Annotated in this window: 24 protein-coding genes and 1 tRNA gene; 4 read left to right on the top strand and 21 right to left on the bottom strand. The window is 37.7% G+C overall.

The features are described 5' to 3' along the window. The first annotated feature begins 137 nt into the window (after positions 1-137). Entirely contained in the window at positions 138-854 is a 717-nt protein-coding gene (locus tag BMY14_RS08705) for a metallophosphoesterase (protein ID WP_091830919.1), read from the top strand. Between the two features lie 478 nt (positions 855-1332). Here the strand turns inward: BMY14_RS08705 and BMY14_RS08700 are convergent, their stop codons facing one another. The 9 genes from BMY14_RS08700 to BMY14_RS08670 form a co-directional block, all read right to left on the bottom strand. Continuing rightward, positions 1333-1773 (bottom strand): MarR family winged helix-turn-helix transcriptional regulator, encoded by a 441-nt coding sequence (locus tag BMY14_RS08700; protein WP_091830917.1) that lies wholly within the window; start codon positions 1771-1773, stop codon positions 1333-1335. After that, the gene (locus BMY14_RS08695) at positions 1774-2199 is read right to left on the bottom strand and encodes an SRPBCC family protein (RefSeq protein ID WP_091830916.1); all 426 of its coding nucleotides are present in this window, start codon (positions 2197-2199) and stop codon (positions 1774-1776) included. A gap of 262 nt (positions 2200-2461) precedes the next feature. Next, positions 2462-3655, bottom strand: a complete 1194-nt coding sequence (gene hydF, locus BMY14_RS08690) for a [FeFe] hydrogenase H-cluster maturation GTPase HydF (RefSeq protein ID WP_091830914.1) — start codon at positions 3653-3655, stop codon at positions 2462-2464. A 127-nt stretch (positions 3656-3782) separates the two neighbouring features. After that, a complete protein-coding gene (gene hydG, locus BMY14_RS08685) occupies positions 3783-5201 on the bottom strand; it encodes a [FeFe] hydrogenase H-cluster radical SAM maturase HydG (protein ID WP_091830912.1) in 1419 nt (472 codons plus the stop codon). Positions 5202-5222: 21 nt separating this feature from the next. Further along, the gene (locus BMY14_RS08680; protein WP_019552876.1) at positions 5223-5486 is read right to left on the bottom strand and encodes a TM1266 family iron-only hydrogenase system putative regulator; all 264 of its coding nucleotides are present in this window, start codon (positions 5484-5486) and stop codon (positions 5223-5225) included. Positions 5487-5931: 445 nt separating this feature from the next. Then, entirely contained in the window at positions 5932-6570 is a 639-nt protein-coding gene (locus BMY14_RS20860; protein WP_245741334.1) for a GNAT family N-acetyltransferase, read from the bottom strand. Further along, complete coding sequence (locus BMY14_RS20855) at positions 6563-6949, bottom strand: methyltransferase domain-containing protein (protein WP_245741332.1); 387 nt, start codon at positions 6947-6949, stop codon at positions 6563-6565. The genes BMY14_RS20860 and BMY14_RS20855 overlap by 8 nt, the downstream gene beginning before the upstream one ends. Positions 6950-6994: 45 nt before the next feature. Beyond that, positions 6995-7165 (bottom strand): hypothetical protein, encoded by a 171-nt coding sequence (locus BMY14_RS20850; protein WP_245741330.1) that lies wholly within the window; start codon positions 7163-7165, stop codon positions 6995-6997. A gap of 55 nt (positions 7166-7220) precedes the next feature. Further along, entirely contained in the window at positions 7221-7664 is a 444-nt protein-coding gene (locus BMY14_RS08670) for a MarR family winged helix-turn-helix transcriptional regulator (protein WP_091830910.1), read from the bottom strand. A gap of 79 nt (positions 7665-7743) precedes the next feature. Between BMY14_RS08670 and BMY14_RS21180 the strand changes: the two genes are divergently transcribed. Continuing rightward, a complete protein-coding gene (locus BMY14_RS21180) occupies positions 7744-8064 on the top strand; it encodes a putative zinc-binding protein (RefSeq protein WP_091830908.1) in 321 nt (106 codons plus the stop codon). A 288-nt stretch (positions 8065-8352) separates the two neighbouring features. Here the strand turns inward: BMY14_RS21180 and arsB are convergent, their stop codons facing one another. The 3 genes from arsB to BMY14_RS08650 all read right to left on the bottom strand — a co-directional run bounded on the left by arsB (position 8353) and on the right by BMY14_RS08650 (position 11034). Continuing rightward, positions 8353-9420 carry an ACR3 family arsenite efflux transporter gene (gene arsB, locus BMY14_RS08660; RefSeq protein ID WP_091830906.1) on the bottom strand — a complete coding sequence of 356 codons (1068 nt, stop codon included), beginning with the start codon at positions 9418-9420 and terminating at the stop codon, positions 8353-8355. Positions 9421-9534: 114 nt separating this feature from the next. Further along, positions 9535-9897 carry an ArsR/SmtB family transcription factor gene (locus BMY14_RS08655; RefSeq protein ID WP_091830904.1) on the bottom strand — a complete coding sequence of 121 codons (363 nt, stop codon included), beginning with the start codon at positions 9895-9897 and terminating at the stop codon, positions 9535-9537. A gap of 342 nt (positions 9898-10239) precedes the next feature. Then, positions 10240-11034 (bottom strand): ABC transporter ATP-binding protein, encoded by a 795-nt coding sequence (locus tag BMY14_RS08650; protein WP_091830902.1) that lies wholly within the window; start codon positions 11032-11034, stop codon positions 10240-10242. Positions 11035-11236: 202 nt separating this feature from the next. On the opposite strand from BMY14_RS08650, the gene BMY14_RS08645 reads away from it, so the two are divergent. Then, a complete protein-coding gene (locus tag BMY14_RS08645; RefSeq protein ID WP_091830900.1) occupies positions 11237-11803 on the top strand; it encodes a hypothetical protein in 567 nt (188 codons plus the stop codon). A 118-nt stretch (positions 11804-11921) separates the two neighbouring features. On the opposite strand, the gene BMY14_RS08640 is transcribed toward BMY14_RS08645, so the two are convergent. Beyond that, positions 11922-12242, bottom strand: coding sequence for a hypothetical protein (locus tag BMY14_RS08640; protein WP_091830898.1), 321 nt, complete (start codon positions 12240-12242; stop codon positions 11922-11924). Positions 12243-12619: 377 nt separating this feature from the next. On the opposite strand from BMY14_RS08640, the gene BMY14_RS08635 reads away from it, so the two are divergent. Beyond that, a complete protein-coding gene (locus tag BMY14_RS08635) occupies positions 12620-13471 on the top strand; it encodes a PHP domain-containing protein (RefSeq protein ID WP_091830896.1) in 852 nt (283 codons plus the stop codon). A gap of 168 nt (positions 13472-13639) precedes the next feature. On the opposite strand, the gene BMY14_RS08630 is transcribed toward BMY14_RS08635, so the two are convergent. The 8 genes from BMY14_RS08630 to BMY14_RS08595 form a co-directional block, all read right to left on the bottom strand. Further along, the gene (locus tag BMY14_RS08630; protein ID WP_091830894.1) at positions 13640-14764 is read right to left on the bottom strand and encodes a DUF362 domain-containing protein; all 1125 of its coding nucleotides are present in this window, start codon (positions 14762-14764) and stop codon (positions 13640-13642) included. A gap of 49 nt (positions 14765-14813) precedes the next feature. Further along, complete coding sequence (locus tag BMY14_RS08625) at positions 14814-15257, bottom strand: MerR family transcriptional regulator (RefSeq protein WP_177177526.1); 444 nt, start codon at positions 15255-15257, stop codon at positions 14814-14816. A gap of 98 nt (positions 15258-15355) precedes the next feature. Beyond that, the gene (locus tag BMY14_RS08620) at positions 15356-16699 is read right to left on the bottom strand and encodes an MATE family efflux transporter (RefSeq protein WP_091830890.1); all 1344 of its coding nucleotides are present in this window, start codon (positions 16697-16699) and stop codon (positions 15356-15358) included. A 133-nt stretch (positions 16700-16832) separates the two neighbouring features. Beyond that, the gene (locus BMY14_RS08615; RefSeq protein ID WP_091830888.1) at positions 16833-17630 is read right to left on the bottom strand and encodes a Cof-type HAD-IIB family hydrolase; all 798 of its coding nucleotides are present in this window, start codon (positions 17628-17630) and stop codon (positions 16833-16835) included. A gap of 164 nt (positions 17631-17794) precedes the next feature. Beyond that, positions 17795-18793 carry a putative heme d1 biosynthesis radical SAM protein NirJ2 gene (gene nirJ2, locus BMY14_RS08610; RefSeq protein WP_091830886.1) on the bottom strand — a complete coding sequence of 333 codons (999 nt, stop codon included), beginning with the start codon at positions 18791-18793 and terminating at the stop codon, positions 17795-17797. A gap of 36 nt (positions 18794-18829) precedes the next feature. Continuing rightward, positions 18830-20011 carry a putative heme d1 biosynthesis radical SAM protein NirJ1 gene (nirJ1, locus tag BMY14_RS08605; RefSeq protein WP_091830884.1) on the bottom strand — a complete coding sequence of 394 codons (1182 nt, stop codon included), beginning with the start codon at positions 20009-20011 and terminating at the stop codon, positions 18830-18832. Between the two features lie 349 nt (positions 20012-20360). Then, complete coding sequence (locus tag BMY14_RS08600; protein ID WP_091830882.1) at positions 20361-20996, bottom strand: TetR/AcrR family transcriptional regulator; 636 nt, start codon at positions 20994-20996, stop codon at positions 20361-20363. Between the two features lie 125 nt (positions 20997-21121). After that, a tRNA-Arg gene (locus tag BMY14_RS08595) sits at positions 21122-21198 on the bottom strand. Positions 21199-21508: the final 310 nt, after the last annotated feature.

Below are 21508 nucleotides of genomic sequence, written 5' to 3'. Positions count from 1 at the left end.
ATTATACTATATCAGGGGATTTTCTTCTCTAAAAATCCGCAAAAATTATTTTCTTGCTAAAATCAAAAGGAAAATTCGCCCGTCTATTGTTTTCTGGGTTTTTGAACTATACAATAGAGAAAAGGAGTGACTGATTCATGGACGAAAAAAAATATCGACGGATTCTGGCAGTTTCAGATATCCACGGACAAAAAAAATATTTTCTCAAAGTTTTAGAACAGTCTCAATACGACCCCTCACAAGATTTATTGATTATCGCAGGCGATTCTTTAGACCGCGGTGAAGATAATATTGGAAGTTTTGAACTCTGCCAGAATTTACACAAAAACGGTGCTATTTTCCTGAAAGGCAATCATGAACAAATGCTGGAAGAAAATCTACAAAAAATGCTAGCAGATACGAACTGGAAAAAACGTCCGCCAGAAGAACTTTTGATTTGGTTCACCTACAATGGTGGGTCAAAAACGCTGAACGAAATCAAAGATTTTTCGGTGACAAATTTAACCCAACTTTTTTTCTACATTCGTGCCATGCCGACACATTTTGTAATAGATGATTATATTTTTGCTCATGCCGGTATCAATCCAGCGAAAGAACTGGCTGAAAATACAACCAAAGATTTTATCTGGGGACTTCGTGATTTTTACGCGCACCCGGCTTATGTCGGCAAAACGGTCATCTTCGGGCATACCCCTACATTTTATCTGCCGAATGCCCCCAAACGTATCAGTGACTCACTAATCTGGCATGATCCGATTCACCATGACAAGATTGATATCGACTGTGGTTGTGTCTTTGGCGGGCGTCTAGCCTGCTTGGAACTTCCGTCCTTACAAGAATATTATTGCTCATAACCTAAGTCGCACGTTATAAAAAACCGTACAATTGACCAATTTTCTATATTTTTTCGCTCCACAGAAGGTGCTCATTTAGAGGTTTAGGATCTATCAGAAACGAGATATTCAGAAGCGCTTCAAACAGATATTTCACATAGTTGTATTGTCAGAAAATAAAAAACGTATTTGCAAATTTCCGGTTTGATTCTCTTGTGATTTGAAAGATTGATAAATATAAGAGATGTAACAATGTCGTTCTTACCCCCTTGTAAATATTCAAGTTTTAGAAAAATTTTGCTTGTAAAAAAAGAGCGATCGCATGGAGTGGCGGGCATACCTGGCAAATCCAGGGCGAATACAGAAAAATGCCTTTTGAAGAAGACAGTGCCCTACGACATTTAAAACCCCGTCAATCCCTGTTTTACAGGGATTGACGGGGTTTATTCTTCCTTATGTGTGTTTTTTTAATAATGCATTTCTCTTTATATTCCATAGACTATAAGGCTAATTTACGTAAAGATTTCATAAAAGCTGGTAAAGCATCGCTCAATTTTCCAAAATAGAGATCATCAATATTTTCAATTAGAGGGATTCCTTGATTCACTTTATCTCGACCAGCATCCAGTAAAAGTATGATTTTGGCGCGTGTGTCTGTAGGATGTTGCATCCTTTGAATATATAGTTTTTTTTCAAGCAATTTTAATATTTGCGAAGTTGTCATTACATCAATCGAAGAATGATCTGCAACCATTTTTTGTGTTGGATCTTCACCACGATTTTGAAAATAGGCAATGACTGTCAAAATCACAAGTTGCGAATGTGTTAATCCAATGGTATGAAGAGTTTTTTGTATTTCACTGTACCATTTACTATAGGCTTTAATAAATAAGAACCCGGGACTTTTTGAAGAATCATTTTGATATTTCGAATTAAACATTTATATCTCCACAAGTTTTTTTATCGCTAATATAGATTGAGGTGTGTCTGAAAATATATTAGATAAAAACAAAATATCTTGATCTGTAATTTCACCGGTTGATTTCTCCAATTTTGCACTCACTTTTAATAATGTCCCATTGTCATCTGGCGTAAATTCATGGCCAAAACATATTGCAATTCCTGTGTGAGGAATCTCTGTGCGATCCCAATATTGACTATATGGAATCACCGAAGTGAGTGTATATACCATTTCTGGCTGGTCTGCCAATTTCATAACACCAAAAGTCCCTGTTGAAAATAACCCATCCAATTTAATATATTCTAAATCTGTTTCCCATTGGCGGCGCTTATCAAAATCAGCATACATATTCCAAATGTCCCGTGCAGGTGCTTTAATTTTAGTTTGAAATGTAAATTCCAACATTTTATCTACCTCCATATATTATATACACTTATTATAAGTTAACTTATTATATAGCGCAATGAAAAAATAATTTTAGTGTTGCTGTTTTTAAAGGATAGATACATTACTTCACTTGCTACGAAACCAAAAAATGGGAACTATCTCGTTGGTGTTCCTCTTTTTTTCAATTACACGTACGCTCAGACGATTAAACGCCTGGGAGTTCTTTTTTTGTAAAAAAACTGCCGCACGTTTTTGCAACGTGCGACAACACCTTTTTCATTTAGAAATCAATTTTATCCAAGATACCGGACAAATAGGCGAGCACGACACCATAATTGGACATCGGTACATTTTGGGAGCGAGCCTTTTCCGCACGGGATAAGACATATTTGCGATTGAACATGCAAGCTCCGCATTGAATGACAAGATCATATCCTGATAAATCATCAGGAAAATCGGTACCACTCACAACTGTTATCGTAAGCTTTTCACCAATTTTTGCACGCAGCAATCTTGGCAATTTTTCGCGGCCAATATCTTCTTTAAGCGGTGCATGTGTGCAGGCTTCGGCAATCAATACATGAGAATCTTCCGTCAAGGAAGCAATGGATTTTGCACTTTCCGTGAAAAATTTGATATCCCCTTTATAATTAGCAAAAAGCACCGAAAATGAAGTCAATTTACTTTCTTTCGGCTTTTTATCATACACTGTTTTAAAGACTTGTGAATCGGTAATGATGAGATTAGGTGGATTTTTCATTGCTGCTAAGGCTTCATCGAGTTTATCTGTTGTTGCACTCATAACAAGACATTTTTTATCGAGCAAGTCACGTAAGGTTTGCACCTGTGGCAAAATCAAGCGGCCTTTTGGTGCCTGAATATCCTGCGGCATCACAAGAAGAACCGTATCGCCAGTTTTGGCAAGATCACCAGTAATGCTTTTAATTTCATAATCTTCCGGCAGGAGACGAATAATTTCTTCCCGGATTTTTGCTATCCCCTGTTTTTCTTTTGCACTGACAACAATCGGGTCCAGCCCACTGTTTTTCTTAATGACCTTTTTGAGTTCATCAATACGATCGGCAAGAATATCCGCCTTGTTGATAATCGCCACGACTGGTGTTTTCGCATGTTTAAAATGAGCAATCCATTGCAGTTCTTCGACAAGATCAACATCGCTGAATAAGACAAGTGCAATATCGGTTTTTTCACGAGCTAGTTTCGTTTTTTCGACACGCATTGTGCCGAGATCTCCACTATCATCAAAACCAGCTGTATCGATAAAAACGCATGGACCAATTCCATATATTTCCATAGATTTATAAACAGGATCTGTTGTCGTTCCTGCCACTTCGGACACAAGGGCAATATTTTGATTGGTAAGAGCATTGACGAGTGAAGACTTGCCACTATTACGTTTGCCGAAAAGCCCGATATGAAGGCGATTTGCTCTTGGTGTATCTGTTAAGCTCATAGATTTTCCTCCAAATATATAAAGGGGTGCTATAAAACAGACGCCGTAAAAACAATCTATATTGTTTTACTGTGTTATGTTTTATAACGACCCCTTTGTCATTTATTCTTTTGTATATAAAATGCGTTTAAAATCTGAAATCACGTTTCCCATCATGTAGTTCCTGCAAATGTTCCTGTGCGGTTACACGCACTTTTGGATTCGGGATATTGGGAATTTGGGCTTTAATGGCGATTTCGCCTTTACGCTGCGTATCTTCTGATGCATAATCTTCCAAATATTCTTTGAGCGTCATCAAAGCATTTGGCAGGCAGCAGTTCGCAATCTGACCTGATTTCACCAATTTCATGAAACGGTCACCCGTGCGGCCTGCACGGTAACAAGCCGTACAGAAGCTTGGTATATAATCAAGATCGAGCAGCCAGTTCACGACCTGATCAAGGGTACGTGTATCGTTGACGTCAAACTGCGCTGAATTGTCATCTTCAGCTTCTTTATGATCATAACCACCAACACTGGTACTGGATGCACCACTGATTTGTGAAATCCCCAAATCTAAGACACGTTCACGAGATTTTTGTGATTCACGGGTCGAAACAATCATCCCTGTATATGGTACGGCAATTCGAATAATAGCAACAATTTTAGCAAAAACATCGTCATCAATTGCATTCGTGAATGTTGCCGGATCAATATCGTCAGCCGGACGAATCCTCGGTACACTGATCGTATGTGGGCCAACGCCCATTCTGGCTTCAAGATGTTCCGCATGCATCAAAAGACCGGTAAAGTCATAACGATACATATTGAGACCAAAAAGTACGCCAATACCGACATCGTCGATGCCGCCTTCCATCGCCCGATCCATTGCTTCTGTATGATACGCATAATTATGTTTCGGACCAGTCGGATGAAGTGTTTCATAATTTTCTTTATGATACGTTTCCTGAAATAAGATATAGGTACCAATCTGTGCTTCTTTCAATTTGCGATAATTTTCTACCGTTGTTGCGGCAATATTGATATTTACCCGGCGAATTGCCCCATTTTTGTGTTTAATATTATAAATTGTTTTAATACTGTCGAGTACATATTCCATAGGATTGTTGACAGGGTCTTCGCCTGTTTCAATAACCAGACGTTTATGCCCCATATCCTGCAAAGCAATGACTTCTTTTTCAATTTCAGCCTGCGTCAGTTTTTTGCGGCTAATCGTTTTATTTTTATGATGATATGGACAATATACACAACCATTTACACAGTAGTTGGAAAGGTATAACGGCGCAAACATAACAATGCGATTGCCGTATAGTTTTTGTTTTAATTTTTTTGCCAGCGTAAACATTTTTTCATTGAGATCTTCCTGGTCACATTCTAATAAAATAGATGCTTCACGATGACTGATGCCTTTACCAGCAGATGCCTTCTCAATGATTTGCTCAATTAATTCACGATTGCCTTTATTGGCTTTTGCATAGTCTAAAGTTTCTAAAATTTCTTCGTGGTCAATAAATTCTGTTGCTTCGCCTGATTTTGGATCATACATAGCTTACTCTCTCCTTTTGTGTCATTCCGCAGTCGACGGCATTTTGGCATAAATCGTCTTCGTACTTACATTTGGCAGCATACCCAGTTTGCCTGATAATGCACTGATTTCATCCTGCGGCGCATCCATAACAATACTGATAACCGAAATATTTCGCTTGTGGTAAGGAATCCCCATACGCCCCACAATATATGTACCATATTCTTCTAAAATAGAATTCATTTTACTAACAGAATCTCGGTTTCCCACCATAATTCCAATCAGTGCCACACGTGTTTCCTCCATATAAGAACTCCTCCGTTCAGACATAAAAAAATCCTGTGCAGCCAAGGCACAGGAATAGTATATACACCAAAATTTAGACAATAAATCAAGTGTCACTATAACTCGCCTTCTCATTCAGGACGAACCTTCATGAAAATCAGCACGATTACTTTTATCCAAAATTCGGTTTGTTGTCAGGTAATAGAATCCTATCCCTAAACAACGCACCCGCTATTTAAAATAAGTATAGCACCGTTTCAGCGAAAAAACCATACTTATTTAGCTGGCGCACACTCAAACTTCCCATATAAACAGAGCTGTTTTTACCTTATAAATTCAAACAAAATGATGACGTATTTTATAATAAGTTGTTCTCCCTGTTAGAAAAGCCCTTTTGTTTTTTATCATTAAATCCTTATCCATAAATTCCAATCTTGTTCCTTCTGCTATTATCACAATTACTCTTTTATAATTCTAACTTCATACAACTACTTGATGTTGGACAAAAATTATTTAGCATGGAACTTTGTATAAGTTCATTTGGTATTTCTGATCGTTGTATCTTATGAAACCCCCAACGCACTACAAATTTTTCTGCTGTATTCGTTAAAAGGTATGCATCTTTGCTGCCTGCAGCACGTGCTATTTCTAAACAGCGATTAAATAAGGCTGCCCCTATACCACGTTTTCTTAACTCTTGAGAAATTGCCATTGATCTTAGCATTACGCCATGTCCAGCAAATTCGATTCCAATAACGCCTACAATGTCTTCACATTCAGCTACTAAAAAATTCGATAAATTTTCTCGTACACCGACGTTCGTTAATCCGCTGTCTGACAAAAGTTTATCAATCGCTGATAAATCCGATTCTCTAGCAGTACGAATCGTATAATCCGTATCTACGACAAGCTTATCAGTTGGCTTTTTAGCACGAATAAAAGCACTTACCAAACTACCACTTAAAGATTTTCTTTCCGGTTCTGACAGTTCAGATAAAAGCACATCTGCCTGTTCCTGGCTAAATTCATACGTCCGTGTTCGTACTATTTCTATATTAGTAAACCCCGCAGAAATAAGTTTTTCCCTATATTCTTCTTCAAGCAATGCCCCAGCTATGCAGCCTGCCCAGGCTGTTATATTTTTTTGTACGCAATGGTAAGACACGAGTTAGTACAATATCGGAGATTGCTAACCTGCCACCAGGTTTTAACACACGATAACCTTCCTGTAACACTTTATCTTTATCACCGGAAAGATTAATAACACAGTTAGAGATAATTACATCAATTGCATTATCGATTAATGGAATGGCTTCTATGTGACCTTTTAAAAATTCGGCATTGGAAATTCCCGAACGAGCCTTATTTTCTTTAGCCACTGCTAACATTTCGTCCGTCATGTCCAATCCATAAGCTTTACCATAAGTTCCCACTCGCTTTGCTGAAAGAAGTACATCAAGGCCAGCACCGCTGCCTAAATCCAACACAATTTCTCCCGCATGTAACTCTGCAAGGGCTGTTGGGTTTCCTCACCCGAATGATCCCTTAACGATGTCTTCAGGCAATCCCTCCATTTCATTTGCTTCATATAAATTTCCTGTTATTGGATTATGAGATGCCCCAGCACCACAACAACTCAACTTCTTTGTAATAGCTTGTGCATATTTTTTTCTTACATCTTCCCTAATATCTTGTGTCATACTATCCACCCCTATCATTTATTTATATTTATCAGCAATGATGCCCCTTAACTAATTAACAGCATCGTTTTTTGTGTATTGCTTCTGAGAAAAGTTGCAAACTTTCTATCACTTGTTCTCGTTTCTCTTTCGGGATCTCCTCTATAATTTCTGTAAAATATACTGCCATTCGCTGCTCGATAGTTCCAAACAAGACTTCACCTTTTTGGGTGAGTTGTAACACGACATAACGTCGGTCACTCAAATCGGGTTGCCGAACTAAAATATCATTATTCACTAACTGTTCTACCGTTCTACTGACTGTACTCTTATCAAGGTTTAGTAATTCTGATAATTCATTGACAGATATTTGCTTTCTCCTACCTGTTTCAACGATTGTATGGCATTGGGTTAACGTGATACCACAGCATACTGCCTCACTCCTATCTAAAAATCCAAGATTGCGAATTAACAAGCGGGTAGTTTCTCTAAGCCGCTGACTAGTATCTAAATTTTTCATAAAATCACCTCTTGATGACATCTTACTATGTATAGTTGTATTTTGCAACTGTTTCTTAACGAAACTATATGTTCAATAAATAATTGCTCGAATAGTTGGCAGCATAACCGATCAGATAGGTCGAAAGCTTAGACATGATGGATTTGCAACTCCAAAAGCTAGTTGTCTTGCAGGAATTGGTGCTGGCATTCAATCGTTTATTGATGCGGCCAAAGGTGCAGACAGGGTCATTCCTATCGATGGCTGCGATATAGAATGTGCTAAGAAAACGCTTGAAAACATAGGAATTCAACCACAACTAGTTATATTAACACGAATGGGCCTAGAAAAAGATAACTCATCGCCTACGCCTGAATTAGTTAATGATCTTTGTCAGACTATCGTAAATCAGTTTAAATAACATGATTTTTAAACAAAAAGCACATACTGAGATAAAAATCATCTCGGTATGTGCCTTTTGTTTAAACGTAAGCGTCTCATAGGTTCTTTTCAATTTTAGTTGAAAGAACCTATGGTGCCGTGGTAAAAGCTAAACTATCAGAGTGCGCACCATTAAAAATCACCTAAAACTGGAGAGAAGCCCTTGATCAACCTTATATCACTTATCCGTATATCATTTGGTACAATCTCAACGCAACCTTGGCGGCAGTACATAACAACAATATTTTGCCCGCCAAAAATATTCTTTCTAGCTTTTTTCTTTAATTGATTGAGACTCAAAGTCAAACCAATGCTGCGTCCGGTTGCAGAAGCTACACACCGACAACATAACTGGAACTTCCACCAGCACGCCAACAACAGTAGCCAGTGTCGCTCCTGACGTCAAACCAAATAAGGAAATAGTTACCGCAACCGCTAATTCAAAAAAGTTGCTAGCTCCGATGAGGGCCGCTGGTGAAGCGATATTATGTGGTACTTTAAAATACCGGGCCAAACCATAGGTTAACGAGGAATTAAAGTAGACCTGAATAATAATCGGGATGGCAATCAGAATAATACTAAACCAATTATTTGTAATGACTTCCCCTTGGAAAGCAAAAATAATAATGAGTGTTGCTAGCAACGCAATAATAGTTACTGGTTTTAAAGGCGTCAATATTGTGTCATTAAACCACTTCTCACCATGGGATGGAATCAATATCCGTCTAGTAACATAACCCGCAACTAGTGGAATGACAATATAGAGTAGCACTGACATAAACAATACATCTTTAGGTACGACAATGTCAGAAACCCCTAACAAGAGCATAACAATTGGTGCAAATAAAAACAGCATAAGCAGATCATTGACAGCTACCTGCACCAATGTGTATGCAGGATCACCGTCCGTCAAATAGCTCCACACGAATACCATAGCAGTGCAAGGTGCCGCCGCTAGAATAATGGTGCCAGCTAAATATTCATTGGCCATTTGTTCACCAATCATACCAATAAAAAGATATTTGAAAAAAAACCACCCCAGTAGTGCCATGCTGAATGGTTTTACTAACCAGTTGACAAACAAGGTGATGAATAGTCCTTTCGGTCTATCGCCAACTTTAAGAATAGCTGAAAAATCGATTTTCAACATCATGGGATAAATCATCAGCCAAATTAAAACAGCAATAGGTAAATTCACGTGACTAATTTCCATTTTGCTCAGTGAATCAACCACCCCAGGTAATAACTTGCCAAAACCAATGCCAATCACAATGCATAATGCTACCCATAAGCTTAAATACCTTTCAAAAAAGTCCAACCGTTTTTCTGTAGACATTGAAATAGACCTCCTTTTAATTTTAAAAATCCTTTATTAATATAGGAAAAGAAACTGCTAGCTGCTGTACACTACGATCTCTTTATTTAAAAAGAATGATATGTTTAGTATTTTTTAATTGTCATCAATTCTAACATTTTTTTCACAACTGCCGCCTCTCTCTTTGTACTTTTTCAGTCGTGCCACATCTTTTTGGCATTGTGGAATTTTGTCCAATTCCTTTTTCAAAAGCTCATTTACAAATGAATATTCCTCAAGTATTTTTTCATTAACTCGATAGTATACCCACTGTGCTTGTTTTGTACCGGTAATCAATTTTGCATTTTTTAATTTGGTTAAATGCCTTGAAGCATTAGACTGGTTAAGTTTTAATATTTCTTCCAAATCACACACGCATAAAGTTTCTTTATATAATACGTTCAAAATTCGAATTCTTGTTTCATCTGCCAAGGCTTTGAGCACTTCTACAATAACCACTATTTCCACCTCTTCATGTAATGTTTTTTGCCTTTCATCTCCCCCACCCCAAGAAAAATGAACAATCTTAAGTATATGATACTATGCCAATTCTACCCATACGTATTAATAAAATTTCAATAGCAATATAAACTCCTTAAAAAGTAGTCTCTGTTTTATATTCTTTATTAATCTTTTCTTTTGTTTACTATAGAATAAATATTACTATATTCGATTTTAATCATATACTTTTCATCTTACAGAGTCAATAAAAAAGATGTTTCCCGTCACACTGAGAAACATCTTTTTTGAGAGATTTAAGCGTATTATCTATCTTGTATTTCGTCGTAAACTATAAAATCATCAAGCGGGCTGACCAATATCAGCTGGCAAGTAGAGACATTGATTCATCGCATCGTGCGGAAGTTTCAATGTTTTGTCGTCTATATCATATAACTGGCGCAATATTTCTGCGGTAAAAACTTCTTTGACATTACCATCGGCTATAATATTTCCCTGTTTGAGAGCTAATAGTCGATCACTAAAACGTGCTGCTTGATTAAGATCCTGCATAGTAATTAGAATCGTGAGTCCTAGTTCTTTTTTGAGACGTTTGAGCAAAGTCATCACTTCAAGTTGTTCATAAATATCAAGGCCAATAATTGGTTCCTCGATTAAAAGGACTTCCGGTTTATGCGTAAGTGCCATCGCAATGGATACACACTGGCGCTGCCCCGCTGTTAATTTTGACAGACGCAGCCTCGCGAGATTTTCGATATTCACGAAAGCAAGTGCTGCTTCTACCACAGCAACATCCGCCGGATTTTCCCGAAACAAGAGTTTGCGATATTTAAGCTGACCATAAAACATCCATTCATATACAGTCATATCTTCGGAAACTTTTGGAGATTGTGCTAAAAAAGCGATTTTTTTGGCAACTTCCCATGGTTTCAAGATTCGAATATCCTGCGTTTCCAACAAAACGACTCCCGTCAAAGGTTTCAAAACTCGTCCTAAAATTTGCAATAAGGTGGATTTTTCTGAATCAGCTGCTCCTATCAATGAAATAATTTCCGGTTTTTCAACTGAAAAATCCATATAATCCGATACTCTGTAATTTTTATATTGCAACCGCAATCTTTCTGCTTGTAAAATCATCACTGACTCATCCCCTTTTCACTCGAATAGCTTAAACCATACCTATGTACAATGGATGTTATTCTTCTTATTACTCATTGTATCGATATTCATTATCATTGTCAACCAATTCTTTTTCAAGCTTTTCTATATTCTATTTTGTCTATCTAAAATATATGCTATAGTATTACATGATATATTCAAATAGTATGGAGGATTTCTTATGTCATATACAAATTTCCAAGTAGGCGAAAAATTCCCGCTGCCCATCAGCACACCCGGTGAAGGTGGTCTTTTTCAATATGATATCAATGGACTTATGTTTATTTTAAAACTTAACAAAACAGATATAATTGCAGTGGAAGCATTTCGAACCGGCAAAATGGAACTTGCCCTGTTCGCCGAAAACGATATACTTTTTTTTCTTTATAAAATTGATGGGATTTTTAAAGACGATTGGGGCGACTGTCCTTATAGTGTAAAATTCCAAAAAGCAGCGATGCGACCTGATTTCAATAAACCTCAGGAATCGGAAATTCATCTTTATTTAGTAGATAATCGGCTTGATGTATTATTAGCTATGCGAACGATCAAATTAAATGACGAATTCAAAACCAAGCTGCGGACCGCTGCACAAGAACAGCTGAACAAACCATTTAATAGTACGGAATATATGGCTTCCGTGCAAAACGTCTGGAGAAAATATACCTCAGCCCAAATGCGGGAAAAAGCAATTGCTATTCAAAACGTAGCCTTCGCACTGCCAACAAAAACTCCCCCACTGCATTAAGCAGCAAAAAATAAACGCCTTTGATCCGAATAACGAATCAAAGGCGTTTATGTGTTTCATGGTTTAGTGGTCGGTTTATTTGAAATAGGAGGAGGAAATTCTATTGTAAAGCGACAAATCAATCGTTGGAATCATTGCTGCCAAGGCTCATGGAATGAGCTGGGCTCAGAGAAGCATTTTCGCCTTCGGAACCATTGCTGGCATTACTTTGATTACTGCCAGTACTCATCACATGTGCCACACTTGTTGGTGCATTTGGTCCATCAATTGGATCTGTTGCATTGCTTTGGTTGCTGCCTGTACTCATTACATGTGCCAAGCTGGTTGTTGCCTGATCAAAAGCGGCGGCCTGTACTGCTGCCTGATTGCCAAAGCCTAAACCAAAAACTGCTGCTGCCATAAGGCCGCTTACTACTAATTTATTTAAATTCTTATTCATTATATTTACTCCCTTTATTTCCATATGTACATGGAATCTTTTTATATTTTAAGCTGCTGTCGAAAAAACATCTACAACATTCGATGTTTTGATGCATCGTCCGTATTTTTTATCGGCAGCTTCTCTGCGATAGCTTATGTTCTATATATTACAGGAGATGTGTGAAGATGTTGTGAAGAACTTTTGAAGATATTATGTCTTTTTCAATACAATTGTGAAGATCATTCATAATATATGACAACTATATATAACAAATTGAATAATTAATACAATTTATCTATTAGAAAGAGACTATCGTTCCTAAATTAGATGACTAGCAAAAGAATTCTATGTTACAATATTTCTTATAAGAAATTCATCTTGAGGAGTGAACAGGAATGAAATTTGATTATCATATGCATTTTGAATATGGATCCTATGACCTTGACTGGGTTCAGGGATTTTTTACAAGTGCCGCAGCACGTGGCATTGATGAAATCGGGATTTCAGAACACAGCCATGGGTTTAGTGATTTTAAGGATCTATATTATGAAGATCTTATCCTCGATGATTCGTTTGTTGGTTCCTTTCAACAAAAATGGCTGAAAGAAAATAAGTTTAAATACAGCCTCGATGATTATTTCACATTTATAAATACACTGAAACAGAAAGGCTATCGAGTAAAAACTGGCATTGAAGTCTGCAATTTTCAAAACCAGGCAAAGGTAAAGGACATACTTGCTCGCTACCCGTTTGATTACATCATCGGTTCTGTACATTTTTTACGCGGCTGGGCTTATGATTCATCTGCCATTAAAGCTGAATGGGAAAACCATGCGCTGTCCGATATCTACACCTGGTATGCTGAAGAAGTTGAAACCTTATGCGCCTCTGGTCTGTATGATGTATTAGGGCACCCATTTAATATACGACTTTTTAAGTTTCTGCCTGAATTTGATGTTACCCCGATCTTAGAACGTGTAGCCCTCGCACTAAGTCAGGCAAATATGGCCATCGATATCAATACAGGTACATTTTATCGTTATCCAATTGCTGAAATTTCTCCTTATCCAGCTTTTCTCAAAATAGCAAAAAAGTACGATTTACCAATCATCACGTCGTCGGATGCACATAAACCAGAAGACTGCGGACGTTACATTGACGATGCCATTGCCTATGCCAGGCAGTATGGGTATGATTCTTGTTTACAATTTACACAGAGGCAGCGAACCAACATAAAATTCGATTAAAAAATACCGCAGCGGCAAAATAATTTGCTGCTGCGGTATTTTTGTCTATATACTACAATTAAATACATTATATCCAACCTATCAGTCTGCCAGAAATGGGATATAGGGTACCCCGTTCCTGACGATTGCCATATATAATGCATTCTATATATATGAATTACATCTCGATCAGATTTCAATCAATGTATATTTTCTCGTTCCCAAACCAATTTTTTCGGCATGATCAAGGCAAACCGTCCAATTTGTATTCGGACTTATATTATGAAAATGATCATGTTTTTTTGCTTCTTCAGGATTTTGCTGAATCTGTTCTTCCAATAAAGATCGACCGAGCACAGGCGCAGCATTTACAAGATCCGCACAAGCTTCGTCGAGTGCAACCGGATCAAAAGAAGCCGCCATGCCGATATTTGGTACAACCGCTGCATCATTTTCTGCATGACAATCGCAAAATGGTGATACATCGACAATTAGGCTGATATGAAAATGTGGCCTGCCATGCAAAATAGCAGCAGCATATTCTGCCATTTTTTTATTTACCATATCACATGAAGCATCCCAGGCTGGAGTAATCGCATTAAAATGACAGGCTCCAATACAACGGCCGCAGCCAACGCATTTGTCCAAATCGATTTTTGCTTTTTTATTTGTAATAACAGGTGCATCATGGGCGCATATTTTACGGCACGCACCACAGCCCACACAACGTTTTTCAATCACTTTCGGTTTACCATCGCTGTGCATTTCCATTTTTCCAGCACGAGATCCGCCGCCCATACCGATATTTTTAATTGCCCCGCCAAATCCAGTTAGTTCGTGACCTTTAAAATGAGACAGTGTAATAACGATGTCCGCATCCATCAACGCTGTACCGACCTTAGCTTCTTTAATATATTGACCATTTGGCACTGGTACATAGGTTTCATCTGTACCTTTTAGTCCATCGGCAATGATAATCTGACAGCCTGTAGTAAACGGATTGAAGCCATTTTCATACGCAGCATCCATATGTTCCAGTGCATCTTTGCGTCGTCCGACATAAAGCGTATTACAATCGGTTAGGAAAACTTTACCGCCCAAATTTTTGACCGCATCAACCACAACTTTAGCATAATTTGGTCTTAAATACGATAAATTACCCGGTTCACCAAAATGAATTTTAATGGCTGTGAATTTTTGCTTAAAGTCGATTTGCTCAATACCGGCTTTCTTGATCAACTTGTCCAATTTTTGTAATAAATTCATGCCTGATTTGGCTCTCATATTTGTAAAATATACGTTTGATTTTTCCATTTTTTTCTCCTTTGAATGTGTTTTAGTCGAATTTTAAAACGCGAAGGATTTACGAAACATTCGCAGTGATAAATTTAGTTGTGCTGGAAGCCGCCGTTTCGCAAGTATCCTTGTTATGAACCGCTTCCGTACCAGCTTCTACCGCCTTTGTATAATACCAGATCTTATAATTTATTTTTTCCATGCAATGTTCAAGTTCCGCCATTTGCGCCTGTACTTCTTTCTGATGACGTAAAAACATCATAAGTCGTTGCTGCAAAGTGGCATCGCCCTCTCTACACCAATTAATAAACTCACGGATGTTTTTCACAGGCATACCTGTCCGTTTTAAACAGGTAATAAGATTCAACCATTCAAAATCACTTTCTTTAAAATCACGATTTCCGGCTGAGGTACGATCAACGAAAGGCAAGAGTCCTTCTTTGTCATAATAACGCAGTGTATATGCTGTCAAACCACTTCTTTTCGCAGCTTCAGAAATAGTACACCCCACAATGCATGCCTCCTTATAGTTTACTATCTAAATTATACAGATTAGAGCTGACTCTAAGTCAAGCTTTTTTTCTATTGTACTCTTTATAAAAACAAGAATCAAACTGTCCCCATTAATTTTTTATTTTTCCAGGCTCCACTATGCCAGCGATAAACAAAAATAACGGCTCGTACACATTCATCGGCTGCCATGCCGATCCAGATTCCGACCAGCCCCATCCCCATGATAATACCAAAGAAATAGGCAAGACCAACAGCAGTGCTCCACATGCTAATGATCCCCACAACCACTGGCATTTTTATATCACCAGTTGCCTGGAGTGCCCGGACCATCGTGATGTTAATTGAACGTCCAATTTCCAGAAAAATATCGACAAAGAGAATCTGTTTACCTAATGCTAATATCTCTGGGTCTTTCGTGAAAATCCCCAGTACATAATCACTGGAAAAATATAAGATGATAATCATACCTACAGCAATCGTCACTGCAATCCGCACCGTATACCAAACACGCTGTTTAACCTCATCATATTTCCCGGCTCCAATCAGATAACCAACGACCACTTGCATTGCCGCTGAAATTGCCAAAGAGTATACATAGGCAAACATCAATAAGATATAGACATATACCTTGGTATTGATAACCACTAACCCAAAAACATTGACCATTTTCATGATGGTTGTCTGTGACAATTGATACGATAAAGCTTCTCCACCCGTCGGAATGCCAATACTGAGGATTTTTTTGATCGACTCCCAAGGAAAGGGCTTTAAATATTTCCAAGAAATTTCCACATCTAAATTTTTCCGAAACAAATAATAGATGATGATTAAACCCAAAACTTTACTGATGTTGGTCGAAATAGCAACCCCCATAACACCTAAAGCTGGTACACTGCCAAAACCATATATCAATAAATAGTTACCGCAAATATTAAAGATATTCATAATACTCGAAACAATCATCGTCGTTTTCATTAAAGAATAACTGCGAAAACACGCTATAAATGAAAAATACAACGCTTGAAAAACGATACCACCGGCGTAAATTGTAAAAAAAGTACTTGTTTCGGGCATAATCGATTCCGGTACCTGAAGCCAATGAAACATCGGCTCCTGAAATGTAATGAGTAAAATACTTGCGACTAAACCAAAAACACCATTCATCGCTAACGATACCGTAAATATTTCTGAAATTTTCTTATGATTTTTCGAACCTAAATACTGCGTTAATAAAATGGTAGTTGCCATACACATTACCGTCAATAAAATAATAATGACATTCATGATCTGATTACCATTGCCAACAGCAGCTACAGATGGTTGTGAATATTGGCTGATCATAAATTGATCAATATTCCCTACCATTAACTGTAAAAATACTTCAATAAAAATAGGCCAGCTCATTTTAACAATGGACTGCTTATTTAAATTCATCTGCATATAAACCTCCTCCTAAAACTCCCTATAAATAGAGCTACGGGGTTTGTTTAAAATGTATGAGGGGTGCAAGTTCCCTGTGAACTCGTACCCCTCATACATTTTAAACGATTCTTTCTATGAATTTTCCCTGCTGCTAAATACCCTTTTCCAAAAGTTCTTTAATCCCCAGCATAACGCCATGATCTCGATTGCTTTTCGCCGCAAAATTGGCTACTTCCTTAATTTGCGGATGCGCATTGTCCATCGCAAAACTATAATATACCGAAGACATCATTTCAAGATCATTCAGGTAATCTCCAAAAGCTGCACATTCCTTTGGTGAAATCCCTAACATTTTCTGGACTTGCTGAATTGCAATTCCTTTATTAATTCCATAGTTCATTACATCCACCCACAAATTGCTGCTCACCGCAATTTGTAATTGCTCACTATACTCGGAAAAATGCGGATAGGTATTAAATTCAGAACCTTGCTCACTGAAATCACAGAAGGATACTTTGATGACTTCATCTTGAATCTGTGAAAAATCTTTCACAATCTGAAATTTCGTATAATATTTTTCAAGTTCAGCCATAAAAGGTTCATAGGCTGCTGTAACATAAGCACCTTTTTTACCACAAACAACCGGATACGACTGCGGGATCGTTTTGGCAATCCGCAATAAATTTTTAACCGTTGCATTTGGCATAACACTGGAAAACAATTCAATTTCTCGATGGGCAACATATGTACCATTTTCCGCAAAGAATATAAATTCATCTTTATATTTTTCAAATTGACTAAGTAAAGCATAATACTGTCTACCGCTAGCTGGGGCAAAAAGAATTTTTCTCTCTTTCATCATTTCCATTACTTCGTCAAATTCATCTGGCAATTTCCCATTTTCATCAAGCAATGTTCCATCCATATCTGTCATAATTAATTTTATCATGATTGCTCCTCACAAGGGACACGCTTGTTCGTACGCCCTTTTTCCGTTCTATTATTCATCTGCGTTTCTAATTATAACAGATTCTCGATTCACACTCAATTGGGAAGACGACAAAACGGGAATAAATCAGCCATTAAGGTGGTTGATCAATTCCCGTTTCTCAGTTAAGCCTGACCTGTACGACCATGATATAGACACCATGGCTCTTCTGCCATGTAATCACCTTCATGGTAATAAGCAGCCCTGGCACGACAGCCGCCGCAAGCCACTTTATATTCACAAGCCCCGCATCCGCCTTTATATTGAAGCGTCCGCAGCTCTTTAAGGACAACATTATTTTCCCAAATTTCATCAAACGGAGTTTCTCTGACATCACCAAGCGGTATATTGAGATACGCACACGGCTGAACTTTGCCACGAGGACTAATAATACAATAAGATGTCCCTGCCAAACAACCGCGTTTGAAACGGAGATCCATACCCATTTGTTTCGCAATACGCATAAACTGTGGTGCACAAGTCGGTTTAAGCTCAATCTTCACTTCTTTTTGTTTATTCATAATCCGTGTCAGCACATCTTCATAATCATGTGCCCGCAAGGATTCTGCTTCAATCGTTTTCGCACGTCCCGTTGGTACCAAAAAGAAAAAGTGATGAGCGACAGCGCCTTCGGCTACAGCAAAATCAGTCATGGCTTCGAGTTCATGCTGATTCCAATCCATGACCGTTGTATGTATCTGAAACGGCAGACCTACCTGACGGCAATTACGCATGCCTTGGACTGCACCTTCCCAAGCGTTCGGAAATTTACGGAACGTATTATGTTTGTCCCTATCGAGGGAATCTAACGATATCCCCATCCCCATCGCTCCGGCATCTTTTAACTTTTGTGCCAGCTCAACCGTAAGCAGAGTTCCATTCGTACCAAATACAGAGCGAAGCCCCAATGATTTTGCATGCGCCACGAGTTCAACAATATCCGTACGCAGCAACGGTTCACCACCACTGAAAATCATAATTTTAAAACCAGCTTTGGCGATCTGGTCCAAAAGTGTCTTTGCTTCACTGGTATTCAGTTCTTCTTCTGCCTTACAGCCTGCATCACGATAACAATGATCACAATACATATTACAAGCATTTGTTGTATTCCAGGAAATAATCATAATCTAGTCTCCTCGCTCTCCAAAACATAGTCAAATTTATTTCGTAAGACCAATTTCTTGATCGGTTAAATAACAAGACGGATCAGACTCCCAAAAATCACCGGTTCTTGCTTCAGCGCGAGTTCGAAAATTCCCATTGCAATTAGCCAAATATTTACACTTACTGCAACGCCCCTTTAACAGTGGTTTTCGGTCTTTAAGTCCCGCCATAATTTCATTGGATGCATCCGACCAAATATCACCAAATTTGCGATTCCGCACATTGCCAAACGTATGATGCTGCGTAAATTGATCTGGATGAACATAGCCCATTGGATCAACTTCCCCAAAAGCAATACCAGAGCGATTACCACCATTCATCGAAATGTATTTTTCAATCTGCTTCGCCACTACAATATCGCCTTCAGCAATAGCTTGCAAATACATATAGATACCATCACAATGGTTATCTACTGTTAAAATTTCTTTTTTCAAACCACGCGCTTCAAAATCTTTCGTACGACGAATGATGATATCCATCGCTTTGCGAGACTCTTCTGCCGTCACATCTTCATCCATCATCTGATTACCGCGACCCGAATAAACAAGATGATAAAAACAAACCCGATTTATATTTTCCGCTTCAATAAAATCAAAAATACGTTCCAGTTCCTGTATATTATGATGATTAATTGTGAAACGAAGTCCTACGCGCTGATCCACAGCTACACAGTTTTTAATCCCCTGCATGGCTGCATCAAAAGCGCCTTCTTTACCACGGAACTTATCATTCACATCACGCAGCCCATCCAAAGATATACCTACATAACCGACACCGATATCTTTAATCTTCTGCGCTACTTCCCGTGTTATTAAAGTTCCATTCGTCGACAATGTCGGGCGGATGCCTTTTTTCTCTGCATATTCAGCCAACTCAAAAAAATCAGGACGAATCAAAGGTTCTCCGCCTGAAAATAAGATGACTGGTACTTTAAAATCAGCCAAATCGTCAATAAACTGTTTCGCTTCTTCCGTCGATAATTCATCTTTATACAATTTTGCATCGGAACTCATATAACAATGACGGCAACTTAAATTACAGGTTCGTGTTGAATTCCAAACAACGACTGGACCAACGCCTGCATGTACACCGTTTCGAGCTGTATTCGCGCCTTTCGTATAACGCAGTGAATCCCCAAAATATTCCGTTCCAAATAATAATTTCGTAACACTAATCATTTTCCCACTCACCTATACATCGTATTTTGATATACATAACTTATAAAATCTCTTTCACAACATAATTTTTCATTATACACAATTGAAAAATAAAATATAAACCTTGTTTTATGCCAAAACTTTATAAATTACAGCTACAAACAACTTCTTTGCTAAAAGAGAATCATCCTCAAAACTGAATCGCATTCATTATTTTTATCATAACAGTTATTGATAGTTTGGTCAATAAATGAATTTGTAATTTATCATAAAGTTTTCATTTTATTTTTAGCAAATCAACAAAGGGATACAACATCCACTTGGTTTGGATGCTATATCCCTTTGGAATACAATCCGTAAAATAAAAATCTTATTTTTTCAAAATAATTCCATCCATAATCAAAATTAATTTATAACGAATATTGGCTAGAAAACTAATCTGAATACTGCTAAAAGATGCTGCTTGAAAAACCGAATGAAACATCTCCGTAATAATCTCCGCTGGAATGTCTTGCCGAAACTCGCCGCTCGCCTGACCAGCTTTAATAATCTGATCAAATATATGTTTAAATGTCATTTTTTTTGGCATACTGGCTGGTCTCTCTGTCTCGCTCATATCTTTCGATGGTTCCATACTATGTTCTTTGAATCCACCTTTATGAGCAGCACTTAAAAACAGTGGTAACACAAACCGTTTGCTATCTAAGATTTCAGCTGTAAACAAAAACATCTCACGCAGTGTCTCTCCCGCCAAGCGAGATTCTTTTTGCAACTCTTCAAATTTATCATTTGTTTCCACTATAATCTGAAATAGCAAATGCTTCAAAATGTCTTCTTTAGACTGGAAATAGTTATAAAAAGTGCCAATACCTAAATCTGCTTCACTCATAATATCCGCTACCGTTGTTTCCTGATAGCCCTTTTGTGCAAATAATTTTACAGCGGACTCTACAATGGCCTTCTGCGAAAATATTTTTTTCCGTTCTCTACGATTAATTTCTGCCAAAACTTAGCCCCCTTTAGCAACAATAACGATACTTACTATTTATTATATATGAAAATGCTTTTATCTTCACGTATTTTTTTATACAAAAAAACTCCGAAACAACTTCGGAGTTTTTAATTTCGATATGGTGACCCTGGCAGGAGTCGAACCTGCGACCCTTTGATTCGTAGTCAAATACTCTATCCAGCTGAGCTACAGAGTCATGTTTAAGTTGTTCTCACAACCAACGAATATTATAATACCATTTATAATTTCATTTGTCAAATCTCTTTTGCAAAATATTGTTAAAAATGTATTGTTTACTATTTATACACATTTTATACACAGAATTTGTGAATAAAAGTTCCGCTCTAGCCTTAAAAGTTAAAACTTATACACATAGTCAGCTTATTTATCCACATATTTTTGCTATTTCAGCTTACTTATCCACTTTTTTGTTTTTTTTGTGGATAAAATTGTGGATAAGTCTTGTTTTGTTGAATAAAAATATTTTAAAAACTTGTTTACTCCAT

This window comes from Propionispira arboris, from assembly GCF_900109225.1.
In the GTDB taxonomy this organism is placed as follows: domain Bacteria; phylum Bacillota; class Negativicutes; order Selenomonadales; family Selenomonadaceae; genus Propionispira; species Propionispira arboris.
This window is presented reverse-complemented; position numbering and strand designations above follow the sequence as displayed.

Bases quoted from the DNA above. Each gene is read 5' to 3' on its own strand.
- BMY14_RS08695 (WP_091830916.1), bottom strand. From the start codon at position 2,199: ATGTTGGAATTTACATTTCAAACTAAAATTAAAGCACCTGCACGGGAC.
- hydG (WP_091830912.1), bottom strand. From the start codon at position 5,201: ATGTATGATCCAAAATCAGGCGAAGCAACAGAATTTATTGACCACGAA.
- BMY14_RS20850 (WP_245741330.1), bottom strand. From the start codon at position 7,165: ATGACACAAGATATTAGGGAAGATGTAAGAAAAAAATATGCACAAGCT.
- BMY14_RS08635 (WP_091830896.1), top strand. From the start codon at position 12,620: ATGAAATTTGATTATCATATGCATTTTGAATATGGATCCTATGACCTT.
- BMY14_RS08615 (WP_091830888.1), bottom strand. From the start codon at position 17,630: ATGATAAAATTAATTATGACAGATATGGATGGAACATTGCTTGATGAA.
- BMY14_RS08630 (WP_091830894.1), bottom strand. From the start codon at position 14,764: ATGGAAAAATCAAACGTATATTTTACAAATATGAGAGCCAAATCAGGC.
- BMY14_RS08650 (WP_091830902.1), bottom strand. From the start codon at position 11,034: ATGATTTTACAAGCAGAAAGATTGCGGTTGCAATATAAAAATTACAGA.
- arsB (WP_091830906.1), bottom strand. From the start codon at position 9,420: ATGTCTACAGAAAAACGGTTGGACTTTTTTGAAAGGTATTTAAGCTTA.
- BMY14_RS08705 (WP_091830919.1), top strand. From the start codon at position 138: ATGGACGAAAAAAAATATCGACGGATTCTGGCAGTTTCAGATATCCAC.
- nirJ2 (WP_091830886.1), bottom strand. From the start codon at position 18,793: ATGATTATTTCCTGGAATACAACAAATGCTTGTAATATGTATTGTGAT.
- BMY14_RS08620 (WP_091830890.1), bottom strand. From the start codon at position 16,699: ATGCAGATGAATTTAAATAAGCAGTCCATTGTTAAAATGAGCTGGCCT.
- BMY14_RS08700 (WP_091830917.1), bottom strand. From the start codon at position 1,773: ATGTTTAATTCGAAATATCAAAATGATTCTTCAAAAAGTCCCGGGTTC.
- hydF (WP_091830914.1), bottom strand. From the start codon at position 3,655: ATGAGCTTAACAGATACACCAAGAGCAAATCGCCTTCATATCGGGCTT.
- BMY14_RS08680 (WP_019552876.1), bottom strand. From the start codon at position 5,486: ATGGAGGAAACACGTGTGGCACTGATTGGAATTATGGTGGGAAACCGA.
- BMY14_RS08640 (WP_091830898.1), bottom strand. From the start codon at position 12,242: ATGAATAAGAATTTAAATAAATTAGTAGTAAGCGGCCTTATGGCAGCA.
- BMY14_RS08645 (WP_091830900.1), top strand. From the start codon at position 11,237: ATGTCATATACAAATTTCCAAGTAGGCGAAAAATTCCCGCTGCCCATC.
- BMY14_RS08670 (WP_091830910.1), bottom strand. From the start codon at position 7,664: ATGAAAAATTTAGATACTAGTCAGCGGCTTAGAGAAACTACCCGCTTG.
- nirJ1 (WP_091830884.1), bottom strand. From the start codon at position 20,011: ATGATTAGTGTTACGAAATTATTATTTGGAACGGAATATTTTGGGGAT.